This window comes from Streptomyces sp. NPDC029296 (genome assembly GCF_055569255.1).
On record NZ_JBVHXT010000003.1, the window covers coordinates 233,029 to 254,902 of the forward strand.

15 protein-coding genes are annotated in these 21,874 nt (G+C 74.7%); 7 read left to right on the plus strand and 8 right to left on the minus strand.

Annotation, left to right across the window (positions count from 1 at the left end; translation table 11 throughout):
• Nucleotides 1-7: 7 nt before the first annotated feature.
• The 3 genes from ACZ4W9_RS04095 to ACZ4W9_RS04105 form a co-directional block, all read right to left on the minus strand.
• Nucleotides 8-1,417, minus strand: a complete 1,410-nt coding sequence (locus tag ACZ4W9_RS04095) for a phytoene desaturase family protein (protein WP_467933010.1) — start codon at nucleotides 1,415-1,417, stop codon at nucleotides 8-10.
• Nucleotides 1,418-1,512: 95 nt separating this feature from the next.
• Nucleotides 1,513-2,358, minus strand: a complete 846-nt coding sequence (locus ACZ4W9_RS04100) for an inositol monophosphatase family protein (protein ID WP_467933011.1) — start codon at nucleotides 2,356-2,358, stop codon at nucleotides 1,513-1,515.
• Between the two features lie 107 nt (nucleotides 2,359-2,465).
• On the minus strand, nucleotides 2,466-4,325 hold the full coding sequence (locus ACZ4W9_RS04105; RefSeq protein ID WP_467933013.1) for a gamma-glutamyltransferase family protein: 1,860 nt from the start codon (nucleotides 4,323-4,325) through the stop codon (nucleotides 2,466-2,468).
• Between the two features lie 216 nt (nucleotides 4,326-4,541).
• Here ACZ4W9_RS04105 and ACZ4W9_RS04110 point away from each other — a divergent pair, with 216 nt between their 5' ends.
• From ACZ4W9_RS04110 to ACZ4W9_RS04120, 3 genes are all read left to right on the plus strand, one after another.
• Complete coding sequence (locus tag ACZ4W9_RS04110; RefSeq protein WP_467933014.1) at nucleotides 4,542-7,544, plus strand: carbohydrate binding domain-containing protein; 3,003 nt, start codon at nucleotides 4,542-4,544, stop codon at nucleotides 7,542-7,544.
• A gap of 135 nt (nucleotides 7,545-7,679) precedes the next feature.
• Nucleotides 7,680-8,744: a lipoate--protein ligase family protein gene (locus ACZ4W9_RS04115; RefSeq protein ID WP_467933015.1), complete on the plus strand. Its 1,065-nt coding sequence runs from the start codon at nucleotides 7,680-7,682 to the stop codon at nucleotides 8,742-8,744.
• Between the two features lie 186 nt (nucleotides 8,745-8,930).
• Complete coding sequence (locus ACZ4W9_RS04120; protein WP_467933017.1) at nucleotides 8,931-9,596, plus strand: hypothetical protein; 666 nt, start codon at nucleotides 8,931-8,933, stop codon at nucleotides 9,594-9,596.
• Nucleotides 9,597-9,638: 42 nt separating this feature from the next.
• On the opposite strand, the gene ACZ4W9_RS04125 is transcribed toward ACZ4W9_RS04120, so the two are convergent.
• The 4 genes from ACZ4W9_RS04125 to ACZ4W9_RS04140 all read right to left on the minus strand — a co-directional run bounded on the left by ACZ4W9_RS04125 (nucleotide 9,639) and on the right by ACZ4W9_RS04140 (nucleotide 16,540).
• Nucleotides 9,639-10,340: an FHA domain-containing protein gene (locus ACZ4W9_RS04125; protein WP_467933018.1), complete on the minus strand. Its 702-nt coding sequence runs from the start codon at nucleotides 10,338-10,340 to the stop codon at nucleotides 9,639-9,641.
• Nucleotides 10,315-12,327 carry an AAA family ATPase gene (locus tag ACZ4W9_RS04130; protein WP_467933019.1) on the minus strand — a complete coding sequence of 671 codons (2,013 nt, stop codon included), beginning with the start codon at nucleotides 12,325-12,327 and terminating at the stop codon, nucleotides 10,315-10,317. Before ACZ4W9_RS04130 ends, ACZ4W9_RS04125 begins: the two co-directional genes overlap by 26 nt.
• An 86-nt stretch (nucleotides 12,328-12,413) precedes the next feature.
• The gene (locus ACZ4W9_RS04135) at nucleotides 12,414-14,042 is read right to left on the minus strand and encodes a hypothetical protein (RefSeq protein ID WP_467933021.1); all 1,629 of its coding nucleotides are present in this window, start codon (nucleotides 14,040-14,042) and stop codon (nucleotides 12,414-12,416) included.
• Nucleotides 14,039-16,540, minus strand: a complete 2,502-nt coding sequence (locus ACZ4W9_RS04140) for a protein kinase domain-containing protein (RefSeq protein WP_467933022.1) — start codon at nucleotides 16,538-16,540, stop codon at nucleotides 14,039-14,041. The genes ACZ4W9_RS04135 and ACZ4W9_RS04140 overlap by 4 nt, the downstream gene beginning before the upstream one ends.
• 167 nt (nucleotides 16,541-16,707) lie before the next feature.
• Here ACZ4W9_RS04140 and ACZ4W9_RS04145 point away from each other — a divergent pair, with 167 nt between their 5' ends.
• On the plus strand, nucleotides 16,708-17,844 hold the full coding sequence (locus tag ACZ4W9_RS04145; protein ID WP_467933023.1) for a macro domain-containing protein: 1,137 nt from the start codon (nucleotides 16,708-16,710) through the stop codon (nucleotides 17,842-17,844).
• On the opposite strand, the gene ACZ4W9_RS04150 is transcribed toward ACZ4W9_RS04145, so the two are convergent.
• Nucleotides 17,819-18,496 carry a 4Fe-4S single cluster domain-containing protein gene (locus ACZ4W9_RS04150; RefSeq protein ID WP_467933024.1) on the minus strand — a complete coding sequence of 226 codons (678 nt, stop codon included), beginning with the start codon at nucleotides 18,494-18,496 and terminating at the stop codon, nucleotides 17,819-17,821. The two genes, ACZ4W9_RS04145 and ACZ4W9_RS04150, sit on opposite strands and share 26 nt — an antisense overlap.
• A 239-nt stretch (nucleotides 18,497-18,735) precedes the next feature.
• Here ACZ4W9_RS04150 and ACZ4W9_RS04155 point away from each other — a divergent pair, with 239 nt between their 5' ends.
• The 3 genes from ACZ4W9_RS04155 (at nucleotide 18,736) to ACZ4W9_RS04165 (ending at nucleotide 21,807) form a co-directional block, all read left to right on the plus strand.
• On the plus strand, nucleotides 18,736-19,407 hold the full coding sequence (locus ACZ4W9_RS04155; protein WP_467933026.1) for a hypothetical protein: 672 nt from the start codon (nucleotides 18,736-18,738) through the stop codon (nucleotides 19,405-19,407).
• Nucleotides 19,408-19,475: 68 nt separating this feature from the next.
• The gene (locus ACZ4W9_RS04160) at nucleotides 19,476-20,240 is read left to right on the plus strand and encodes a hypothetical protein (RefSeq protein WP_467933027.1); all 765 of its coding nucleotides are present in this window, start codon (nucleotides 19,476-19,478) and stop codon (nucleotides 20,238-20,240) included.
• Nucleotides 20,215-21,807, plus strand: coding sequence for a hypothetical protein (locus ACZ4W9_RS04165; RefSeq protein WP_467933028.1), 1,593 nt, complete (start codon nucleotides 20,215-20,217; stop codon nucleotides 21,805-21,807). The genes ACZ4W9_RS04160 and ACZ4W9_RS04165 overlap by 26 nt, the downstream gene beginning before the upstream one ends.
• Nucleotides 21,808-21,874: the final 67 nt, after the last annotated feature.

Consider the following 21,874-nt stretch of genomic DNA (forward strand, 5'->3'; position numbering starts at 1 on the left):
TGTCGGTTCAGCCCTGTCTCAGTCTCCGCCAGACCGCCTTGGCCGCGTTGTGGCCCGACATGCCGTGCACACCGGGCCCCGGCGGCGTGGCCGAGGAGCAGATGAAGACGGCCGGGTGGGGGGTGTGGTACGGGAACAGGGACGGCCTGGGGCGCAGCAGCAGCTGGAGACCGGCGGCCGCGCCGCAGGCGATGTCGCCGCCGACGTAGTTGGCGTTGCGGGCGGCCATCTCGGCGGGCCCGGCGGTGGCGCGGGCCAGCACACGGTCGCGGAAGCCGGGGGCGAAGCGCTCCAGCTGGCGTTCTATGGCCTCGGTGAGGTCCCCCGACCAGCCGTTCGGCACATGGCCGTACGCCCAGAAGACGTGCTTGCCCTCGGGCGCCCGGGTGGGGTCGGCCACACTCGGCTGCACGGTGATCATGAAGGGCCGCTCGGGCGCGTGTCCCTCGCGGGAGGCGGCGCGCAGGGCGGTGCCGATCTCGGCCCGGCTCGCGCCGATCTGGACGGTGCCGGCGGTACGCGCCTCGGGCGCGGTCCAGGGCACCGGGCCGTCCAGCGCGTAGTCGATCTTGAACACGCCGGGGCCGTAGCGGTAGTGCGCGTAGTGGTCGCCGAAGCCGGCGATGCGGGCGAGCGCGGCGGGCGAGGTGTCGAAGACGTACGCCCGCGCGGGCGGCAGGTCGTCCAGGCGCTTGACCTCGAAGTCGGTGTGCACCTCGCCGCCGAGGTCCCGCAGGTACGCGGCGAGGGCGTCGGAGAGGGACTGGGAGCCGCCGCGGGCCACCGGCCAGCCGCGGGCGTGCGCGGAGAGCGCGAAGACCAGCCCGACGGCGCTGGTGGCCAGGCCGCCCAGCGGTGCCATCACGTGGGCGACGAGGCCGGCGAAGAGGGTCTTGAAGCGCTCGTCCTTGAAGCGGCGCATCAGCCAGGTGGACGGCGGCAGCCCGGTCAGCCCGAAGCGGGCGAGGGTGACCGGGTCGCGGGGCAGCGCGGTCAGCGGCAGGGACATGAAGTCCCGCACGAGGGTGTCCCAGTGGGCGAGCAGCGGCTCGACCAGTCTGCGGTACGGGCCCGCGTCGCGCGGTCCGAAGGAGGCGGCGGTCTCGGCCACCGAGCGGGACAGCACGGCCGCGGTGCCGTCCGGGAACGGGTGGGCCATGGGCAGCGGGGCGTGCAGCCACTCGAGGCCGTACCGGTCGAGCGGGAGGGCGCGGAACGCGGGGGAGTTGACGGCGAGGGGGTGGGCGGCCGAGCACGGGTCGTGCCGGAAGCCGGGCAGGGTCAGCTCCTCCGTGCGGGCGCCGCCGCCCACGGTGGACTTCGCCTCGAACAGGGCCACGGAGAAGCCGCGGCGGGCCAGCTCCACCGCGGCGGTCAGTCCGTTCGGTCCCGCACCCACCACGACCGCATCGAGCATCGACGGCACCTTCGGACCCCTTCGTCAGCCGATGGCCTTCGGGATCAGGATAGGCCGGGGCACCGGCACTCCCCGGTCCGGGTGGTCGCGGCCGGTCAGGAGGCGGTGCGCAGCAGGCCGGCCACCCGGCGGGCGGTGGCGGCGTCCCGGGCGGCGGTGAACGGCAGGGCGTTGCCGCCGGTGACGCGGAACGGCTCGCCGGTCAGGGTGAGGTGCGCGCCGCCGGCCTCCTCGACCAGGAGCAGTCCGGCCGCGTGGTCCCAGGCGGCCTCCCAGGAGAACGCGACGGCGTCCAGTTCGCCCCGGGCGACCGCGAGGTATTCGAGGCCGGCGGAGCCGCACGCGCGCGGGGCGAGGCCGTCGGTCCACAGGGCGCGCAGCGCGCGCTTCTGCCCGTCGGTGGTGTAGTCCGGGTGGGAGGTGGCGACGACGAGGGCCCGGCCGGGCTCGGGCGGGCCGGCGAACAGCCGCTCGCCGTCGAGGAAGGCGCCCCGGCCGCGGACGGCGGTGGCGAACCGGCCGCGCGCGGCGGCGTAGGTCCAGGAGGCGATCACGGTGCCGCGGTGGGCGAGGGCCACGAGGGTGCAGAAGCCGTCGTCGCCGTGGACGAACTGGCGGGTGCCGTCGACCGGGTCGACGATCCAGACCGGGGTGTCGCCCCGGAGCGCCTCGTAGACCGCCGGGTTGGCGTGCACGGCTTCCTCCCCGACCACCACGGAGCCGGGCAGCAGGGCGCCGAGGGCCTCGGTGAGCCGCAGTTCGGCGAGCCGGTCGGCGTCCGTGACCAGGTCGTGCGGGCCGCTCTTCTGGTCCACCTCGTGGGCGGCGAGGCGGCGGAAGCGGGGCAGGATCTCGGCCGCGGCGGCCTCGCGGACCGCCTCCTCCACGTCGGCCGAGCGGCGGGCGAGAAACTCCTCGATGGTTTCCGTCTCTTCGATCATGCCTCCCATCAGACCACGTCCCACTGACAGCCCCCGGCCCGCGGGTGTCCGCGGGGTGGAATCGCCGTGAACAGCGGGGGCTCCGGGAGGGTCCCCCGGGCAGGGCGTCAGCGGCCCACCGCGTAGCCCTGCATCCCCCGCGGGTTCGCCGCCGCCGACAGGATGCCGGTCCGCGGGTCCCGGGCCACCGCGCACAGCCGGCCTTCGGACCAGGGCGGGCCGACGGTGACGTCATGGCCGCGCCGCCGCAGTTCCCCGATCACTCCGGGGTCCATGCGGGACTCCACGGTCACGCTGCCGGGGCGCCGGCGGCGCGGGTGGAAGGAGCCGGGGAAGCTTTCGTTGTGCCAGTTGGGGGCGTCGATGGCGCCCTGGAGGTCGAGGCCGCCGCGGACGGGGGCGCCCAGCACGGCGGCCACGAAGAAGTGCAGCTGCCACTGGTCCTGCTGGTCCCCGCCCGGCGTGCCGAACGCCAGGACCGGCACCCCGTCGCGCAGCGCGAGGGACGGGGTGAGGGTGGTGCGGGGGCGGCGGCCGGGGGTGAGGGTGCCCGGCAGGCCCTCCTCCAGCCAGGTCATCTGCAGCCGGGTGCCGAGCGGGAAGCCGAGTTCGGGCACGACGGGGTTGGACTGGAGCCAGCCGCCGCTGGGCGTGGCCGCGATCATGTTGCCCCAGCGGTCGACCACGTCCAGGTGGCAGGTGTCGCCCCGCATCGAGCCGTCGGCGGCCACCTCGGCCTCACCGGTCGCCTGTGCCTGCCCGGTGGCCTCCGCGAGGGTGGGCGAGCCGGGCAGCGGGGCGACGGTCGGCTCACCGGCGCCCAGCGGGTCGAAGCCGGGCCGCGCGTCCGCCACCGCGTGCGCGTGGGCGGGCAGCCTCGGGGGGCGTCCGCCGGGGCTGCCGGGGCGCAGGTCGTGGGAGGCCTTCGCGCCGATCAGCGCCCGCCGCCCGGCGTTGTAGTCGTCCGACAGCAGCTCGGCGAGCGGGACCTCGGCGGCGTCGCCGTACCAGGCCTCGCGGTCGGCCATGGCGAGCTTGCAGCCCTCGATCAGCAGGTGGACGTGGTCGGCGGAGCCGGGGGCGGGCAGCTCGGGCGGGAGCAGGGCGAGCTGCTGGAGCAGGACCGGGCCCTGGCTCCAGGGGCCGGCCTTGCACACGGTCCAGCCGTTCCAGTCGTAGGTCACCGGGGTCTCGTAGTGGGCGGACCAGCCGGCCAGGTCGGCCTCGGTGAGCGTGCCGGTGTGCCGTTCGCCGCTGGTGTCCAGGGTGGGCCGCCCGGACTGCCGGACCAGCGCCTCGGCGATGAAGCCGGAGCGCCACACCTCGCGCGCGGCGTCGATCCGCGCCTCCCGGCCGCCCGCGTGCGCCGTCTCGGCCAGCAGCCGTTTCCAGGTGGCGGCGAGCGCGGGGTTGCGCAGCAGCGTGCCCGGGCGGGGCGGCCGGCCGCCGGGCAGGTACACCTCGGCCGACGACGTCCACTCGGTCTCGAACAGCCGCCGTACGCTCTCCACGGTCGCGCCGACGTTCTCCACGGGCGCGTGCCCGTGCTCGGCGTAGCCGATGGCGTACTTCAGGACGTCGTCGAGGGACCTGGTGCCGTGGTCGCGCAGCAGGAGCAGCCAGGCGTCGAAGGCGCCGGGCACGGCGGCGGCGAGCGGTCCGGTGCCGGGGACCAGGTCCAGCCCGAGCCCCCGGTAGCGGGCCGGGGTGGCGCCCGCCGGGGCCACGCCCTGTCCGCACAGCACGCGCACGTCGCCGCCCGCCGGGGCGAGCAGGATCGGGACCTCGCCGGCCGGCCCGTTCAGGTGCGGTTCCACGACGTGCAGCACGAACGCGCCGGCCACGGCCGCGTCGAAGGCGTTGCCGCCGTCCTCCAGCACCGCCATCGCCGACTGGGAGGCCAGCCAGTGCGTGGAGGAGACCATGCCGAAGGTGCCTTGCAGGGTGGGTCGGGTCGTGAACCGCATGTCTCACCTCGGTGTGCGCGTCGGCCGGTCCGCACCGGAGCGGCTGCCGGATCAGAAGCTGCCCCGTGGCGCGGCCGGCTACGCCGGCGGGGCCCGGTCTCTGCCGGATCCCTTTACCTGGCTGTCATGTCCCTGTAGCTTCCGCTGCTGCAAGTAGTTGCAGCAAGTTACTGTCTCCAGTTTCATCAACTCCCCAACCGCTGCCCGGGAGACGTCATGAGATCAAGGTCAACAGCCCCTCCGAGCGCACCACCACGACCCCGCCCGCTCCGCCGCGCGCTCGCCGCGGGCGCCGCGGCCGCCGGGGTGATCGCACTGCTCACCGGCCCGTCGCAGTCCCCGCCGGACCCGATGCGGCCGACGGCCGCCGCCTCCGCCACGACGACCGTCTTCTACTACACGAAGACGAAGAACTGGCCGTCCACCTATCTGCACTACGCACCCGACGGCGGGTCGTGGACGGCCGTCCCCGGTGTCGGCATGGAACCCGCCTGCACGGACTGGGTGAAGAAGACCGTCGACCTCGGCTCGGCCACCGGGCTGCGGGCGACCTTCAACAACGGCAGCGGCACCTGGGACAACAACGGCGGCGGCAACTACGCCCTGGGCACCGGAACCGTCACCGTCAAGGACGGGGTGATCGCCCACAGCGACCCGTGCGCGGACACCGGCACGGGCTCCGGCAACGAGGCGACCGTCTACTACGCGACGGCCACGACCGGCTGGACCACCGCCAACATCCACTACGCCCCGGCCGGCGGCGCCTGGACCACCGCACCCGGCGTCGGCATGGAGCCCGCCTGCACCGGCTGGTGGAAGAAGACCCTCGACATCGGCACCGCCACCTCGCTCAAGGCGGCGTTCAACAACGGCAACGGCGTCTGGGACAACAACAACGGCACCGACTACGCGCTCGCCACGGGCACCACCACCGTGCGGGACCGGAAGGTCACCACCGGGGCGAAGAACCCCTGCGCCGCGGCGGACCCCGACACCCAGGCCCCGACGGCGCCCGCCAAGGTCACCGCCACCGCCACCCACACCTCCGTCGTGGTGGGCTGGGACGCGGCCACCGACGACACGGGTGTGGTGAAGTACCAGGTCACCCGCACCGGCGGCACCAAGGGCACGACCGTCACCGACGTCACCTCCACGGTGCTGACCGACACCGGGCTGGAGGAGAGGACGGCCTACACCTACACCGTCAAGGCGGTCGACGCGGCCGGCAACACCTCGCCCGCCTCGGCGGCGGCCACGGTGACCACCGGCGAGAGGGCACCGGAGCCCGCCACCGGCACCCCGCTGGGCACCGACCCGCGGGGGGACCCCATCTACTTCGTCCTCACCGCCCGCTTCTACGACGGTGACAGCGGCAACGACCGCGGCGGCAGCCAGCACGTGAAGTCCGGCAACGCGGCCGGCGACGACCCCATGTTCCGCGGCGACTTCAAGGGTCTGGTCGACAAACTCGACTACATCAAGGCCCTCGGCTTCTCCGCCGTCTGGATCACCCCCGTGGTCCTCAACCGCTCGGACTACGACTACCACGGCTACCACGGCTACGACTTCTACAAGGTCGACCCGCGCCTGGAATCGGCCGGCGCCTCCTACCAGGACCTGATCAACGCGGCCCACGCCAAGGGCATGAAGATCTACCAGGACGTGGTGTACAACCACAGCTCCCGCTGGGGCGCCAAGGGCCTGTTCACCCCGACCGTGTACGGCGTCCGCGACAGCCAGTGGAGCTGGTACTACGACGAGAAGAACGAAGGCTTCGAGTACGACGGCCTGACGGTCGAGCCCAAGTCCGGCAAGTCGTACTACAACGGCGACCTGTGGTCCACCGCCGAACCGGCCGGCAACACCTGCGTCAACTGGGGCAAGCCCACCGGCGGCAGGAGCGCGGAGGGCTACACCGTCTACAACTGCCAGTGGCCCAGCCCCACCTCGGGCATGTTCCCCAAGCAGTACTACCACCAGTGCTGGATCGGCAACTGGGAGGGCGAGGACTCACGCTCCTGCTGGCTGCACGAGGACCTCGCCGACTTCGACACCGAGTCCACCGCGGTGCAGAACTACCTCATCGGCGCCTACGACAAGTACATCGACATGGGCGTCGACGGCTTCCGCCTGGACACGGCCGTCCACGTCCCCCGGGTCACCTGGAACCGCCGCTTCCTGCCCGCCATCCAGGAACGGGTCACCCAGAAGTTCGGTGCTCAGAAGGCGGCCAACTTCTTCGTCTTCGCCGAGGTCGGGGCCTTCGTCAACGACAAGTGGAACCGCGGGTCGGTGAACCACTCCGCCCAGTTCTTCACCTGGAAGGAACGCAAGGAGTACAGCGCCGACGACACCCGGGCGGCCCTCGAACAGTACGACTACGAGGAACAGCTCGGCACCGGCAACCAGCCCACCTCCACCAACGCCTTCCTCGACGGCAACACCTACCACGCCCCGGACCACTCGCGGGCCTCCGGCATGAACATCATCGACATGCGCATGCACATGAACTTCGGTGACGCGCAGAACGCCTACGGCAACGGCAAGGACTCCGACGACAGCGTCAACGACGCCACCTACAACGTCGTCTACGTCGACAGCCACGACTACGGCCCGAACAAGTCGTCCACCCGCTACAGCGGCGGCACCGACGCCTGGGCCGAGAACATGTCCCTGATGTGGACCTTCCGCGGCATCCCGACGCTGTACTACGGCTCGGAGATCGAGTTCCAGAAGGGCAAGCAGATCGACTGCGGTCCCACCTGCCCGCTCGCCTCCACCGGACGCGCCTACTACGGCGACCACCTGGCCGGCACCGTCACCGCCGCGGACTTCGGCAAGGCCGGCTCCGCCACCGGCGCGGTCGCCGACACCCTCGCCCAGCCCCTGGTCAAGCACCTCCAGCGGCTCAACCAGATCCGCCGGGCCGTGCCGGCCCTGCAGAGGGGCCAGTACTCCACCGACGGCATCTCGGGGGGCATGGCGTTCAAGCGCCGCTACACCAGCGGCGGCACGGACAGCTTCGCCCTGGTCACGGTCACCGGCGGCGCCACCTACACCGGCATCCCGAACGGCACCTACACCGACGCCGTCACCGGAGACGTCAAGACCGTCTCCAACGGCACGCTGTCCGTCGCCGCTCCGGGCAAGGGCAACCTGCGGGTGTACGTGCTCGGCGGCCCCGGCAAGATCGGCACCGACGGCCCCTACCTGAAGTGACGCCCGCAAGGCCCCGGCCGGCGTCCCGAGTCCCGGGTACGCCGGCCGGGTGATCGCACGGAGCCGTCCGGCCCGCCGGGAACACCCCGGGCGGGCCGGACGTTGATCCGTGCGGCGGGAACGGAGGTCAAGGCAGTGCACGGTGAGTACAAGGTGCCCGGCGGCAAGCTCGTCGTCGTGGACGTGGAGGTCGAGGAGGGCGCGCTGCGGCACGTGCGCGTGGCGGGCGACTTCTTCCTGGAGCCCGACGAGGCCCTGGACGCGGTGAACGGCGCCCTGGAGGGCGCACCCGCGGACACCGACGCGGCGGGGCTGGCCGCGCGCATCGACGCGGCACTGCCGGCGGGCACGGTGATGTACGGCCTGACCTCGGAGGGTGTCGGCATCGCGGTGCGCCGGGCACTCGCACACGCCACGGACTGGACCGACTACGACTGGCAGCTCGTCCACGAGGCCCCGCAGCCGCCGGCCCTGCACATGGCGCTGGACGAGGTGCTGACCGCCGAGGTGGCCGCGGGCCGGCGCCCGCCGACGCTGCGGGTGTGGGAGTGGGGCGCCCCGGCGGTGATCATCGGCAGCTTCCAGTCGCTGCGCAACGAGGTCGACCCGGAGGGCGCCGCCCGGCACGGCATCGAGGTGGTGCGGCGGATCTCCGGCGGCGGCGCGATGTTCGTGGAGCCCGGCAACACGATCACCTACTCGCTGTCGGTGCCCGAGTCCCTCGTCCAGGGCCTGTCCTTCCAGGACAGCTACGCCTATCTGGACGACTGGGTCCTCGGTGCCCTCGGCGACCTGGGCATCCGGGCCTGGTACCAGCCGCTGAACGACATCGCCACCGACCAGGGCAAGATCGCGGGCGCGGCGCAGAAGCGGATGGTCGGGCCCGGCGGCGGCCCGGGTGCCGTGCTCCACCACGTGACGATGTCGTACGACATCGACGCCGACAAGATGGTCGAGGTGCTGCGGATCGGGCGGGAGAAGCTGTCCGACAAGGGGACGCGGAGCGCGAAGAAGCGGGTCGATCCGCTGCGCCGGCAGACGGGACTGCCGCGCGAGGCCGTCATCGACCGCATGATCGAGTCCTTCCGCGCACGCTACGGCCTGGCCGAGGGCAAGGTCACCGACGAGGAGCTGACCCGGGCGGAGGAACTGGCCCGCACGAAGTTCGGCTCCCCTCAGTGGACGGGGCGCGTGCCGTAGCCTCCCGTGGTCCGGGGCGCGCTCGGAGGGGCGCATGAGGGACGAAGGGACACATCGTGACCGGGGCCGGTGACCGGCCCGGTACGGAGTGCGTCGGCACTTCCGCCGCACAGGCAGTCGTGTGACACTGTCGTACCCCGTCCGCCCCGCGGACCCCTCCACCCCCATTCCCACGAGAAGTGCGTCGTGCGTTCCCTTCCCCTGCCGCTCGCTCTCACCGCGCGTCTGTCGCCGGTCGCGGTGCTGGCCTGCACCGGCTGGGCGCTGTCCTGCGGACCGGCCGCGCCGCCCGCCGCCGGGCACCAGCCGCCCCGGAACCCGGCCGCCGGAGCCTCTTTTGCCGCCCCGTCCGCCACCACGGCCGCACCGGCGTACACCACCGCGCCCCCGCCCTGCGCCGGCGTGCCCGCGGCCGTCCTCGCGTCCCTGGTGCCGGGCGCGAAGCCGGCCGGCAAGGAGATTCCGTCGACGGACACCAGGTTGCGCCGCACCTGCTCCTGGAACGCGCTCCACGGCTACGACTACCGCTGGCTGGACGTGTCGTTCGAGATCGGCGAGTCGGACCGGGAGGCGACGGGGGAGTACGAGCAGCGGGTCGCGGAGAAGAGCGGCGGCGGGGCCGTGCCGGGGCTCGGCGACACCGCGTACTCCGTCGTCGGCCTGACCACGGAGGACGGCCAGCAGACCCGCGAGGGCGTGGTGCTGGTCCGCGTCGCCAACGCCCTCGTCGTCGTCACCTACAGCGGCAGCGACTTCGAGTCCCGCACGGCCCCGACGACGGGCGAGATCAACAAGGGCGCCATCAAGGCCGCGAAGTCCGCGGTGGCCGCGCTGCGCGGCGGCCGGGACTGACCCGCGACGGGTCCGGGCCGGGCCCGGGCCCGCCGCCTCCGCTCAGTCCCCCTCGGCCGGCTCGTCCTCGACGCCGCGGACCTGGAAAGAGACCTTGGGGCCGAGTTCGAGCCGGTCGTCGTTGCGCAGGCGGACGTCCTGGCCGGGCACCAGGACACGGTCGTTGACCCGGGTGCCGTTGGTGGCGCCCCGCGCGACCTCGCTCACCCAGGCCCTCCCCTCCGCGGTGTGCACGACGACCGCGTGCCGCGCCGACACGGTCTCCTCGTCCGCCAGCAGCACCGACGCCTCGGGGGCCCAGCTGCTGCTCCGCCCGAGCCGCAGTTCCCCGCCGCGCGGCACGTCGAGATGGCCGCCGCCGGCCCGGAACACCAGCCGCAGCACGCCGCCGGCCAGCCGCTGCGGACGCGGGCCCGCGCCGACCGGGGTCAGACAGCCGGGGCAGGCGGGCGTGCCGGCCGGGACGACCGTGGCACAGCGCGGGCACCGTTCGCCGAGGGACGGGGGCGCGGGTGCCGGCCGGGGCCGGTGGCGCAGGGCGGTGACACCCCCCACGGGCTGCCAGTCTTCGACGTCGTCCCCTCCCCCGGCACCGTCCCGCCCGTCGGCGGCCGGTCCGCCGGCAGCCGGTTCGGCATCCGTCCCGGCCCCGGGCCCGGTGCCGGTGCCGGTGCCGGTGCCGGGGCCGGGCTCGTCGCCGTCGTCGAACCAGTCGTGGTCATCCCAGTTCCGTACCCCCGCCACCGGTGTCTCCCTTCCTCACGACGACCTTGGTGTCCACCCGGCCGCTCTCCGCCTCGCGCACCTCCGTCACCACCACCGTGCTGCCGGGGCCGAGGTCGGGCGCGGTGAACAGTTCCCGGGCGAGCGGGTTGACCAGATGGGTCTCCAGCACCATGCCGATGCCCCGGCCGCCGTTCCACTTGTCCCGGGTGCAGTGCTCCAGCAGCTCACGGCGGGCCTTGTCCTCGATCCGCAGGACCAGCCGGTGTCCCTGGGCCAGCTGCCGCTGGATGTTGCGGACCTGGAGGTCGAAGATCCGCTCGGCGACGTCGTCGGAGATGAAGTCGAAGACGACGACGTTGCCGCCGATCCGGTTCATCAGCTCCGGCCGGCCGATGACCTGCTCGAAGTGCTTCTTGACGTTGTCCCGGACGGTGGCCTCCAGCTCCTTGTACGGCGTGCCGGGCGCCACGATCCACTCGCGTTCCCCGGTCTCCGGGTCCGTGCGCTGCACACCGAGGTTGGAGGTGAAGATGAGCACGCACTCGCTGAAGTAGGTGGTGACGCCCTGCCCGTCGGTGAGCCGGCCGTCCTCCAGCACCTGGAGGAACTTGTCCAGGATGCCCTTGTCGGCCTTCTCGATCTCGTCGAAGAGGATGACCCGGAAGGGGTTCTCCCGTACCGCGGAGGTCAGTTCGCCGCCCGCCTCGTATCCGACATAGCCCGGGGGCGCGCCGACGAGCCGGTCGGCGGAGTGCGCGGCCGAGAACTCGCTCATGTCGAACCGGAGGTACGCCTGGTCGCTGTCGAACAGCACGGAGGCCACGGCCTTGGCCAGTTCGGTCTTGCCGGTGCCGGTCGGTCCGGCGAAGAACAGCACACCGCGCGGCCGGTGCCCGGGGCTGGTGGCCTGGGCGCCGGACAGCCCCAGCGCGGCCCGCTTGAGGATGTCCAGGGTCCGCGCCACGGCCGCGTCCTGGCCCAGCACCCGGCGGGGGATGGACCGTTCGTTCGCGGGGTCCTCGCCGCGCAGGATGCGCCGGCGGATCTCGTCGCGGCCCCAGGGGTTCTTCTCCACGCCCAGCCGGTAGATCCGTACGGCGTCGGGCATGGCGGCGAACGGCAGGCCGCGGGAACGGGCCAGCTTCACGCTCTCCTCCATGGCCCGCAGGCTCAGTCCGGAGGCCGCGCGGGCGAAGGCGCCGACCGCGCGGGAGGTCTCCTCGGCGTCCGTGCCGCCGGGCGCGGCGGCGCCGTCGCGGGTGCCGTGGCCGGGGTACCGCTCGTAGACCTGGTGCAGGAGGCGGGCCATCGTGGAGCGTTCGTCCGCGTCCGGTTCCGGTACGGCGATGGCACGGATCCGCTCGCTGCCGGAGATCAGCCACGCGGGGATGTCCCGCTCCCCGTCGGCGAGCCAGATCACCGGGTTGAACAGGCCGGGGCCCTGCGGGACGGCGCCGGTGCCGGGACGGGGCGGCAACGGCTCGGCCTCGTGGGCGAGTTTGAGGCAGGCGAGGAAGAAGTCCCGTTCGTCGGCGCTCGGCCGGGACGGGTCGGTGAGCAGCCGGGAGGCGTGGTCGATCACCAGGGCCACCCTGAGCGGCGGCAGCCGGCGGCCGTCGCGCGGCGCCTCGGTCCGCTGCCGTGCCCACCCGCTCGTGAGGTTGCGCATCTGGTCCAGCACCGCCTGGCGGCGGGCCGCCGTGTGGCCGGGGAACTCGTCGGTGCCCCGCAGCAGTTCGGCCACGGCCGCCTCGGCGTCGCCCTGTCCGGACTGGGCCACGCCGAAGCCGTTGACCTGGTCGCAGACCACCAGTACCTCGTAGCCCTTCTGCCGCAGGGGGTTCCACAGCACGTCGAGCAGCGGGTAGAACCGCTCCCGGCCGCGCCGGGACACCAGGTGCAGATCGCGGATGTTGCCGTGCAGGACGTACTGCGCGTGCACGCCGAGCGTTCCGGTCAGCTCCTCCACGAAGGGCGGCAGCCGGTCTTCCTTGGACAGGTCCATCGTTCCTCCCCGGTGCGCGCTGTCGCGGGCCGCGCGCGGGCCATGGCCGCAGCGGTGTGCTCGCGGCCCCGCCGTGTCGCCTCGGTCTAGCCTCGGCGGTGGTCCTCGCCGCCCGCCTGCCGCTGCTTGAGCGGCAGGTGACGGACGTCCTCGCGCGTGCCCGCGGGGCTCTCCTTCCCGTCGAGCAGCTCGTCGAGCACCAGGGCGTCCTCGCCCAGCACCCCGGGCAGCGCCCCTTCGGTGTGTTGGACCTCGAACTCGAGCGCGAGGCCCAGTGCTTCGGTGATCTCCTCCAGTTCGGCGAACCGCGTCCGGGCCTCGGCGCAGCGCTCGTCGTCCAGGGCGCGCTGTCCGGGGGTCCGCTCCCCCGGTCCGCCCCGGTACATGGTCGCCACGTTCAGCCGGCCGTCGAGCAGGGTGGCCCGGAGCCAGTGGCCGGGGTCCCAGCCCGGCGGGGTCCAGTCGAGCCGGATCTCCTGCCCGGCGCCCTGGCCCAGCCCGGCCGGACCGCCGGACCTCCGGGCCAGTTCCGCGACGGCGTCGGCGCACCGCTCGCGGACGTAGAGGGCCTCCAGGGCGTGCACCCGTTCCTCGACCCGGCGTTCGACCAGGTCCCGTTCGGCCCGGCTGAGCGGGACGCCCTCGTCCAGGGTGCGCCGCAGCAGGGCCACGGCGTCCGGCGCCGGGGTGAGGTCCTCGGCGCCGTCCGGGGTCTCGTACACGAGGAAGTCGTGGTGGAGGGCGGCGCGTTCCTGTTCCGCGCGGGTCTCCCGCGCCTGCCGGTTGGCGTCGCGGACGAACTTGCGGGCCTCGGTGAGGTGGATGCGGGCCCGGCGCGGGTCCTCGGCGGCGCGGCGTACGGCGTCCCGGACGGCCTGCGCGGCGAGGCCGGCCGCCTCCGGGGCGGCGTACGGGTCCAGTTCGCCGAGGATCCCGGCTCCGGTACGGCGTACCTCCCGGGCGTCGAGCGGCGCGGGAGCCGGCGGGCGGGCGGGCGCGCGGGGCGCCCGGGCCTCGGCCTCGGCGGTGCGCTCGGCGGTGAAGCGGCGCAGCGCGTCTTCCCGGCTCTCGCGCAGGGCGCGCTGCCAGTCGTCGTCCCGGTCCTCGTCCAGCCGCACCAGGGCGGAGATCCGCCGCTGTTCCCACGCGGCCTGCCGTTGTTCCGCGCGGTGCAGGGCCTCCTCGGTGCGGGCCAGTTCGCGGCGCAGGTCGGCGAGCCGGGCGCCGACGGGGGTCAGCGGGGGCGGTACGTCGGGGCGTGGCGGGGGCCCGGGCGGGCCGTCGGAGGACTGGGCGCGCGTCACCCGGGCCAGCAGGGCGTGGCGGCGGGCGTTGGCCCGGGCGGCGGCGAACGCGGCGGCCTGCCACTGCTCGGCCGCCGTGGCCGCGAGCCGCTGCTGCCGTTCCAGGCACCGCTGTTCCTCGGCGGCGCGGACCGCTCCGGCGGCCAGCAGCCGGGTGCCGAGCAGGGCGGCCCGTCCGACGAGCAGGACGCCGCTGAGCGAGCCGAGCACCTGGAGCGCGGCGTCGGCGGCCTGGTGGGCGGCCTGCCCGGCCGCGTCGGCGAGGTGGCCGGAGGCCTGTCCGGCCGCGTCGTGCAGGTGCAGCATGCCGGTGTGCGGCAGCGCCTGCGGGTCCAGGGGCGGCGGGGGCGGCGCGAAGTGCACGGCGGGTGCCACCGTCTGGATGCTGGGGATGGCGAAACCCGAACTCATGCCTGTTCTCCTGTCGTGTCGTTCGTCGTCCCCGGCCGCTCGCGGGCCGCGCCTCGCGCCCGGACGGCGTCCCACGGCCGCCACGCGCCCCGGCCCGGCCGGTGCGCGCCCGGCGGGGCCGGGCGCGCGGGACGCCGGGGCCGCCACCAGGGAGCACGGCCGGTCCCCGGCGGGGCCGGCCGCGCACGGCGCCGGGGCCGCCATGCCAGGGCCCGGCGGCCGGGTCCCGGGCGGGTTCCGGGGCGCCGGGTGCCGTGGCGCGCCCGGGCCCGGCGCCGCTGTCGTCCCCACGCCCGGCAGCGGCGGACGCTGAAGGCGGTGACGGCGACGGCCGTGGCGAGCGGCCACAGCCAGGGGGCGGCGGCGACGGCGTAGAACCCGAGGAAGGCGGCGAGGACGAGCAGCGCCGCCCCGGCCCAGCGGCCGGCCCGGGTGCGGGCCAGCCGGCCGGGGCGGTCCGCGCCCCGGATCAGGAGGCCGGCCACCGACCGGTGGGGGTGGTAGAGGGGCGGGCCGATGTAGACGGCGGTCCACAGCTCCGCCACGAAGACGACCGCGGCGGCGGGCAGCGCCTCCAGCCAGGCCGTGACCACCGCCTCCTGGGGGGCGCGGCCGAGGACGTCGGCGAGGCCGATGACGAAGGTCCAGGGGGCCGTGACGACGACGGCGCCGAACAGCGCCCAGCCGAGGGTGGGCAGCCGGTCCAGGCGGCGCAGTACGGCGTACATCCCGTCCTGGTCGGCCGCGAGCCGCCGCACGTCCTCCTCCTGGACGCGCCGCCTCCTGCGTTCCACCGCCTCCTGCCGGGCCCGGGCGGCGAGCAGGACGGCGACGACGAGACGCGGGTCGTCGTCCTGGGCGGAGAGCAGCGCGTCGAACCAGGGCACGCGTTCGGGCAGTTCCGCGCGCACGCTGCGCAGCGCGGCGGTGAGCCGGCGCCTGGTGGCCTCCGGCTCGCGGGCCAGTTGCAGCAGCCAGGCGTCCACCTCGGCGGTGCGCCGCAGGGCCGTCCGCTCCTGCCGGTCCCGCGCGACCTCCCGGACGGTGGGCTCCCATCGGTTGCGCAGGGCCGCCCACGCGGTGGCCGTCCCGTCCAGTCCGTGGCCGCCCGGCCGCCGGGCGAGTTCGGTCAGCACCCCGGGGTGCCGCGCCAGGTGCCCGAGCAGCGCGACCGCGTCGGCGTGCCCGTCCCGGGCGCCCTGGCACAGCAGGCGCATGCCGGGCGCGTCCAGGCGGACCCCGTGCCAGGCGACGTCGAGGCCGGGGCCGAGCCAGTCCAGCAGCCGGGCGACGCCCTCGGGGGCCGGCGGCCGGGACAGTTCCTCGCACAGCTTGTCGAGCCGCCCCCGTTCCTCCTCGCCGCGGTCCCCGACGGTCCGGAACTGACCGAGCCACTCCACGAGCCGGGCCCGGTCGGCGTCGTCGGCCAGCATGCGCGCGGCCGAGACGTGGTTCTGGTCCAGGTGGAGGGCGAGCGACTCGGTGCCGGTGAACTCCCGGCCCATGAAGGGGAACGGCCGGAGCACGGGGCGCGTGGGGTCGTCGGCGAAGAGCCGGCCGTCGGTGCGCGGGGCGGCGTAGGGTGCCTTGCCGTCCAGCCAGTCCCGTACCTGGGCGGCCCCCCAGCGGTGTTCGGGCGCCCGGGTGAGCAGCCCCTCGCAGAGCAGGCGGGTCCGGCCGTCGGCGATGCCGGAGACGTCGGGGTCGTGGGTGGCGATCTCCGCGAGCACGTCCTCGTCCCGGCGGAACTCGATCGGGTGCCGGCCGAGGGCGAGTTGGGCGAGGACCATGCCGAGCGACCACCAGTCGCCGCCCTCGGAGACGGTCTGCCGGAGCAGTCCCGCCTCGGGCGCGAGGTAGAGGGGCTTGCCGCGCCAGTCCGTGCGGGGCTCCAGGGCCTCGTCGGGCCGGTGGACGGCGGCGCCGAAGTCGACGAGGACGAGGTCGGCCGTGGCGCCGCGCCGGGTCTGCACCATGATGTTGTCCGGGGTGATGTCCCGGTGGACGACGCCGCGTCCGTGCAGGGCGGTGACGGCCTCGTGGAGCTGGCTCGCCAGGGACCGGACGGCGTCGGCGGGCAGGCCGTCGGGGTGGTCCTCGTGGTACTTCTCCAGGGTCTCCTCGCCGTGCGACCAGTACAGGTGCCAGGGGTGGCCGTGCGCCTCGCCGGTCTCCAGGAGCCGTTCCAGGTGGGGTGCCGGGAGCGCGCCGAGTTCGCGCAGCTCGTGTTCCACGGCCGGGTCCGGGGCGTGCAGCCGGTGGTACCACTTGAGGACCAGGGGTATCTCCGCCGGTCCGTGCCGGGCCGTCAGGTCGCGGACGCGCAGGACGACCGCCTCGGCGGGCCGCCGCGCCTCGGAGAGCACGGCGACGAGCGGGAAGCGGTCGGCCAGTTCGCGGGGCACCTCGGCGAGGACCGGGCGGGTCTCGGTGAACCGGGCGTCGGTGAAGCCCCCTTCGGCGGGGTCGACGAATCGGGTGGGCGGCGTGGTCGTCATCTTCCGGCCTTCCGGGAAACGCGCTGGGCGCGCCGGGGGGCCGCGCGGTGGGGCGCGGCGGTGCGGTGCGGGGGCCGCGGGGGGAGGCGGACATCCCGGTTCCCGGCGGGCGACAGGGGGTTTCCCGGATCTTCAGCGGGCCTCCGGGCGGGACTACGATGCGCAGCATGCACCCCCTGCCCTCGCACGAGAGCCTCGTGGCGGAACTCCGGGAACTGAGGCGTCGCGGTCTGCCCGGGCTGCGGCACTGCACCAGGGACGCGCTGCGTCAGGCGGCGGTCGCGGCCGGGCTGTGCGCCGGGCCGGAGGACGAGCAGACCGGCATCGAGGAACTGCTGGGCGCGGCGGTACGGCGGCTGGCCGGCGGGCGTCCGGTGCGGGACGACGACTCCAGTGATCCGCTGGCCCGCGCCGCCGCCCACTCGTTCGGGATCTTCCCCGCGCGCCGGGGGGTGCCCGGCACCGACCGGCGCAAGTCCGCGGCGGCCGTCTACGGCGTGACGACGGAGCGGTTCCGCAAGAGCCAGGAGCACGATGTCATCGCCGAGCTGGCGGCGGCGGTGCTGGCCGTGGCCCGGCAGCCGGCCGGCCGGCCGGCCGAGGTGGTCCGGGAGCCCGCGGCGGCCGGGCGGGACGCTCCCGGGGTGCGCACGGCCCCGGCCGTCGCCGGTCCGGTGCGCGCGGCCACCGGGGCGGGCCGGATCACCGTGCGGGTGTGCCCGATCGAGGACGTGCGGGACGTGGACATCCTGGTGTCCTCGGAGAACACGTACCTGGAGATGTCCAAGACCTTCCGGCCCACGGTCTCCGGCGCGCTGCGCCGGGCCGCCGCCGTGCGGGACGCCCAGGGCGAGATCGTGGACGACGTGCTGTCCCGGGAACTGGGCGTGTGGCTGCGGACACACGGCAGGACGGGCATGCAGGTGCGGCCGGGCACGGTCGTCGCCACCTCGTCCGGTGCCCTGGCCGCCCAGGGGGTACGGCGCATCCACCACGCGGCGATCGCCACCCCGGTCGGGGACGGCGACCGCTATCACGTGTCCCCCGCCGTACTGGGCGAGGCGGTGCGCAGGTCCTTCGAACTTGCCCGCCACGAGAGCGAGTTCCTCTCTCTGCCGATGTCCTCGATCTGTTTTCCGCTGCTGGGCTCCGGCCGGGGCGGGCTGCCCGTGGAGACGGTGGCCCGGCGGCTGCTCGGCGCGGTCCGCGAGGAGCTGCGCCGGGACCCGTCCTGGTCGGTGCTGCTGGTCACGCCGGAGGAGAGCCACGCCCGGCTGCTCACGGCCGCCAGCTCCGCTCCGTGAGGGCCACCCCGTCCCCGCTCAGCCGGCGTTCCAGCGCGGTGAGTTCGCCGCGCAGCGGGACGCCGTACAGGCGCAGCGCCCCGTCCGGGCCGGACGCGGGCTGCAGCCGGGGGCCGGGTGACTCCCGGGTGAGGTGAGGGGCGTAACGGGCGGCGCCGAGCGGGGTCAGCGGGACGATCCGCTGGTTGGCCGAGCCGCGCCAGGCCAGCCGGGTGGGTTCCGCCACCCGGAACCGGCCGGTGATCACGGCGTCCGCACCGTCGAGGGCACGGCTCCGCCCGGGTGTCAGCTCCCCGGAGTCGTACCCGGTGTACACCAGCAGGTCGACCGTGCGGGGCCCGGCGTTCCCCTCGTGCCGCCGGGCCCTGTCGCGCAGCCGTGCCGCGCCGGCGAGGAGGCGGGCGAGCGCCCCGGCCTGCTGGAGGGGCTCGCCGCCGCTGACCGTGAGGCCGTCCGCGCCGTCGGCGAGGGCCCGCCGCCACAGCCCGAGCACCTCCGGGACCGTGGCGGGAACGCCCCCGTCCGGGTCCCAGGTGTGCCGGGACATGCATCCGGCGCAGGCCAGCGTGCAGCCCTGGAACCAGACGCCGAGCCGTTTTCCCGGGCCCAGCGTTTCCAACGGGTAGTGCGTCCCGTCGAGACGTAATTCCACGGCTTCTCCTCCTCGCACCGGCTTGGAGTATCCAGCGCGCCGGCGGACGCCCGCAATTGCCTCGGCGCCTTCGTCCGGCTCCGCGCCGGGCGGGATCCGGTTGTTTTCCGGAACACCCCCGAGAATGATCTGTTTTCCCGCGAACTACCGGTCCCGTCAAGGGTTTTGCTCCGCTAGCCTCTCCCCATCGCGGCGCCTTCCCACCCGGACCGCCCGCGACGAATGGGGGACTTTCGAAAATGATCAACAAAGCTCGAATAAATGTCCGGGTCCGACGCCTGAATGCCGGATTCCTGGCGTCGGCACGCGCCCGGTCGCACGGGCGCGGGGACGCGGCGGAACTTCTCCAATTCCTCACGGAACCGGAGGGCGGGGAACCGGCCGACACCACCGCCGGCCTCCCGCCGTACATCCTGGGCCTGCACGCCCGGGTGCGGCGCGGCACCGCACGGCTGCGCTCCCGCATGCTCCGGGCCCACCGCGAGCTGCACATCCGGATCCAGGCCGAGTCGGTGCGGGTGGTGACCCAGTACACGGTGCGAAGGAAGCCGGCGCCGGCCGCGCTCGCCCGGTACGGGCGGATGGTCGGCGAGTGGCGCTCGGCCGCCGCCGACTACCGCCAGCAGGCCCAGCAACTCGCCGACGCGGCGAACCAGTTGATCGCCTGCTACTGGGACGGCGTGTGGGCCGGTGCCCGGGCGGCCGGCCTGGTCGAGGACTCCCGGCCGACGGGCCGGCTGCCCGGGCGGATCACCCTGGACCACACCTGGGCCCGCGTCGACGACACCCTGCTCACCGACCGCTGGTACGCCGCGGAACGGGCCGGGGACCCGGCCGCCGCGTCGGCCGTCGCCCAGGCCCTGCGCATCATCGACCACCAGGCGGCGCCCGGCGCCGCCCGCCGGGGATGACCTCCCGTCCCACTCCCGTCCACCGCTTCACCGCTCCCCGTCTCCCAGGAAGGCCAGGGAACGTCATCGTGCATCACTCGGCCCGGACCGCCCGCCGGTCCACCGCCCGCACCACCCGCCGGCTCGCCGTCGTCGTCCCGCTGGTGTGCGCACTGTCCGCCCTCGTGTCCTGCACCAAACAGGAGGAAGCCCTCACCACCCCCTGCGGAGTGGTGGTCGACGGCTCCGGATCCGCCGCCGCGGCGAAGGAGGGATTCGACTCGGAGGCCAAACTCAAGGACAGCCTCGTGGAGTTCCTCACCGACCAGAAGTGCGGGACCGTCGACTTCGCCCCCGTCACCCGGTCCTCGCGCAGTTCCTCCTGCCGGCAGGGCCGGGTCGATCTGGACCCGCCGCACGACGCGAACACCGACCAGAAGGCACAGCGGGCCGGCGCCCGGCGGAACGCGGCCGTCGCCGCGCTCGCCGAGCTGAAGTGCGCCCGCACCCAGAACGGTTCGGACGTGTGGGGCGCGCTGGCCCGGATCGGGGAGACCGTGGCCGGCGACGGCCCGGCGGCCAAGCTGCTCGTCGTCAGCGACTTCGGGCAGTCGGACCCGGAGTTCGTGCTCTCCCGCCAGGACCTCACCACCGAGGGCCGGCGGGCCGGGGTCATCGACTCCCTCGTCAAGAAGCGGGGACTGCCCGGCATCAAGGGAATGGACGTCTTCCCGGTCGGGCTCGGCATGCAGTACAAGACGAAACCCAGCGAGGCCGACGACTTCGAGTCCTTCTGGGTCGAAGCACTCGAAGGGAGGGCCAAGGCACATGTCGACTCCCGTTACCGGCGCTGACGGGCCGCGCCCGCGCCGCCTGCGGACGCCGTTCTCCGGACGTACCGCGCCGGACACCGCCCGGACCGGGCGGACACGCGACGGGCGCACCGGCCCCCGGCCCCTGGTCCTCGACCCCGCCGACCACGGCACCCTGCTCAAGGAGGCCCGCAGGAACGGGCAGCAGGCCGGCAGGAAGAAGACACTGGACCCGTGGCTGCTGTACAGCGACGGCCTGCTGCCCTACTTCGCCGAACTGGCCGCGCAGCGCGACACCATGGTCCACCGCATCGAGGAGGACCTGCGCAGGCGGGACGAGGAGGCACGGCTCCAGGACGCCCGCTCGGCCGCCGACGTCACCACGAGCGAGGACCGGACCCGGCTGCTGGACCGGCGGCTGCGGGAGGCCGACCGGGACATCGGGGCGGCCCTGAACCAGCTCGACCTGCTCGCGCTGCGCTCCTCGCGCTGGCTGCGCTTCCGCGACCGGCTGCGCGAGCGGGTGGAGGAACGCTGGCTGCGCGCCCGCTTCGGGGACACGGCCGGAGAACCGGCCGGACCCGTCCCGGCCCCGGCGGCACTCCCCCCGGAGGACGACGGCGCACCGGCGGCCGGCACGGGCGAGGGCGCGGATCCGGACGCGGGCGCGGACCCGGGCGACGACTGGCAGCCGGTGGCCACGCCGGACGGCACCGCGTCCGGCGGGCTCGCGGACGACTACCGCGCCGCCCTGCGGGAGACCGGTACCCGGGCGTCGGCCACGCAGTGGGAGGGGCTGATGACCCGGCCCGGCCTGCCCCGGTGGCTGACGCTGGCGCTGCTGGGCGTCATCATGGCCGTCGAGGTCCCGGTCTACTGGGTCGCCTACCAGCCCTTCCACGGGGTCGGCAGCACCAGCGGGGACGCGCTGTCCGGCACCCTCGCCGTCTCGTCCGCCGTCGTCATGCTGATCGTGCCGCACCTGGCGGGGCACATGCTGCGGTGGCGCTCGGCGACCGGGGCGGCGCGCGGCGGCTGGCTGCCGTCCCTCACCCTGCTCGGCGTGTGGGGCGGACTGACCTGGCTGCTCGGCACGCTGCGGGCGAAGTTCGTGATGCAACGGGACACCCCGGCCGCGGACGCGGGGGACAGCGCCGGCTTCCGCGGGCTCGGCGGCTCGGGCGCCGACACCACCACCCTGGTGGACCGGCTGCACCTGACCACCCAGACGGTGACCTGGCTGTTCTGCGCGCTGCTGCTGCTGTCGGGCGGAGTCGGGTTCCTGCTCGGCCTGTTCCGGGAACACCCGTACCTCGACGCCTTCCGCACGGCGGTCGAACGGCGGGCGGACCTGGAGCGGCAGCGTGCGCGGAGCGTGGCGGACACCGAACGGGCACGGGCCGCGCGGGAGACGGCCGAGTCCCGGCGGGAGGACCGCCAGGAGGCCGCGCGGGAGTGGATCGCCGCGACCCGCGCGCTGTACGAGTCCGCCGCGGGCGCGTATCTGCGCGGAGTGATGACGGCCTCGAAGGACCCCGCCGTCAGCGAGGCGGCGATGCACCGGTCCGAGCACCGGCCGCTGCTGCCCGCCCCGGCGCGGCACGACTGAACCGCCCCGCCGGCACCGGCACACGGCCGCCCCGGCCTCCCTCGTCAGGAGGCCGGGGCGGTCGCAC

What these genes read in the sequence shown, in the direction of transcription:
- ACZ4W9_RS04100 (WP_467933011.1), bottom strand. Translation starts at nt 2,358, where the DNA reads ATGATCGAAGAGACGGAAACCATCGAGGAGTTTCTCGCCCGCCGCTCG.
- ACZ4W9_RS04110 (WP_467933014.1), top strand. Translation starts at nt 4,542, where the DNA reads ATGAGATCAAGGTCAACAGCCCCTCCGAGCGCACCACCACGACCCCGC.
- ACZ4W9_RS04165 (WP_467933028.1), top strand. Translation starts at nt 20,215, where the DNA reads ATGTCGACTCCCGTTACCGGCGCTGACGGGCCGCGCCCGCGCCGCCTG.
- ACZ4W9_RS04130 (WP_467933019.1), bottom strand. Translation starts at nt 12,327, where the DNA reads ATGGACCTGTCCAAGGAAGACCGGCTGCCGCCCTTCGTGGAGGAGCTG.
- ACZ4W9_RS04095 (WP_467933010.1), bottom strand. Translation starts at nt 1,417, where the DNA reads ATGCTCGATGCGGTCGTGGTGGGTGCGGGACCGAACGGACTGACCGCC.
- ACZ4W9_RS04140 (WP_467933022.1), bottom strand. Translation starts at nt 16,540, where the DNA reads ATGACGACCACGCCGCCCACCCGATTCGTCGACCCCGCCGAAGGGGGC.
- ACZ4W9_RS04155 (WP_467933026.1), top strand. Translation starts at nt 18,736, where the DNA reads ATGATCAACAAAGCTCGAATAAATGTCCGGGTCCGACGCCTGAATGCC.
- ACZ4W9_RS04145 (WP_467933023.1), top strand. Translation starts at nt 16,708, where the DNA reads ATGCACCCCCTGCCCTCGCACGAGAGCCTCGTGGCGGAACTCCGGGAA.
- ACZ4W9_RS04135 (WP_467933021.1), bottom strand. Translation starts at nt 14,042, where the DNA reads ATGAGTTCGGGTTTCGCCATCCCCAGCATCCAGACGGTGGCACCCGCC.
- ACZ4W9_RS04105 (WP_467933013.1), bottom strand. Translation starts at nt 4,325, where the DNA reads ATGCGGTTCACGACCCGACCCACCCTGCAAGGCACCTTCGGCATGGTC.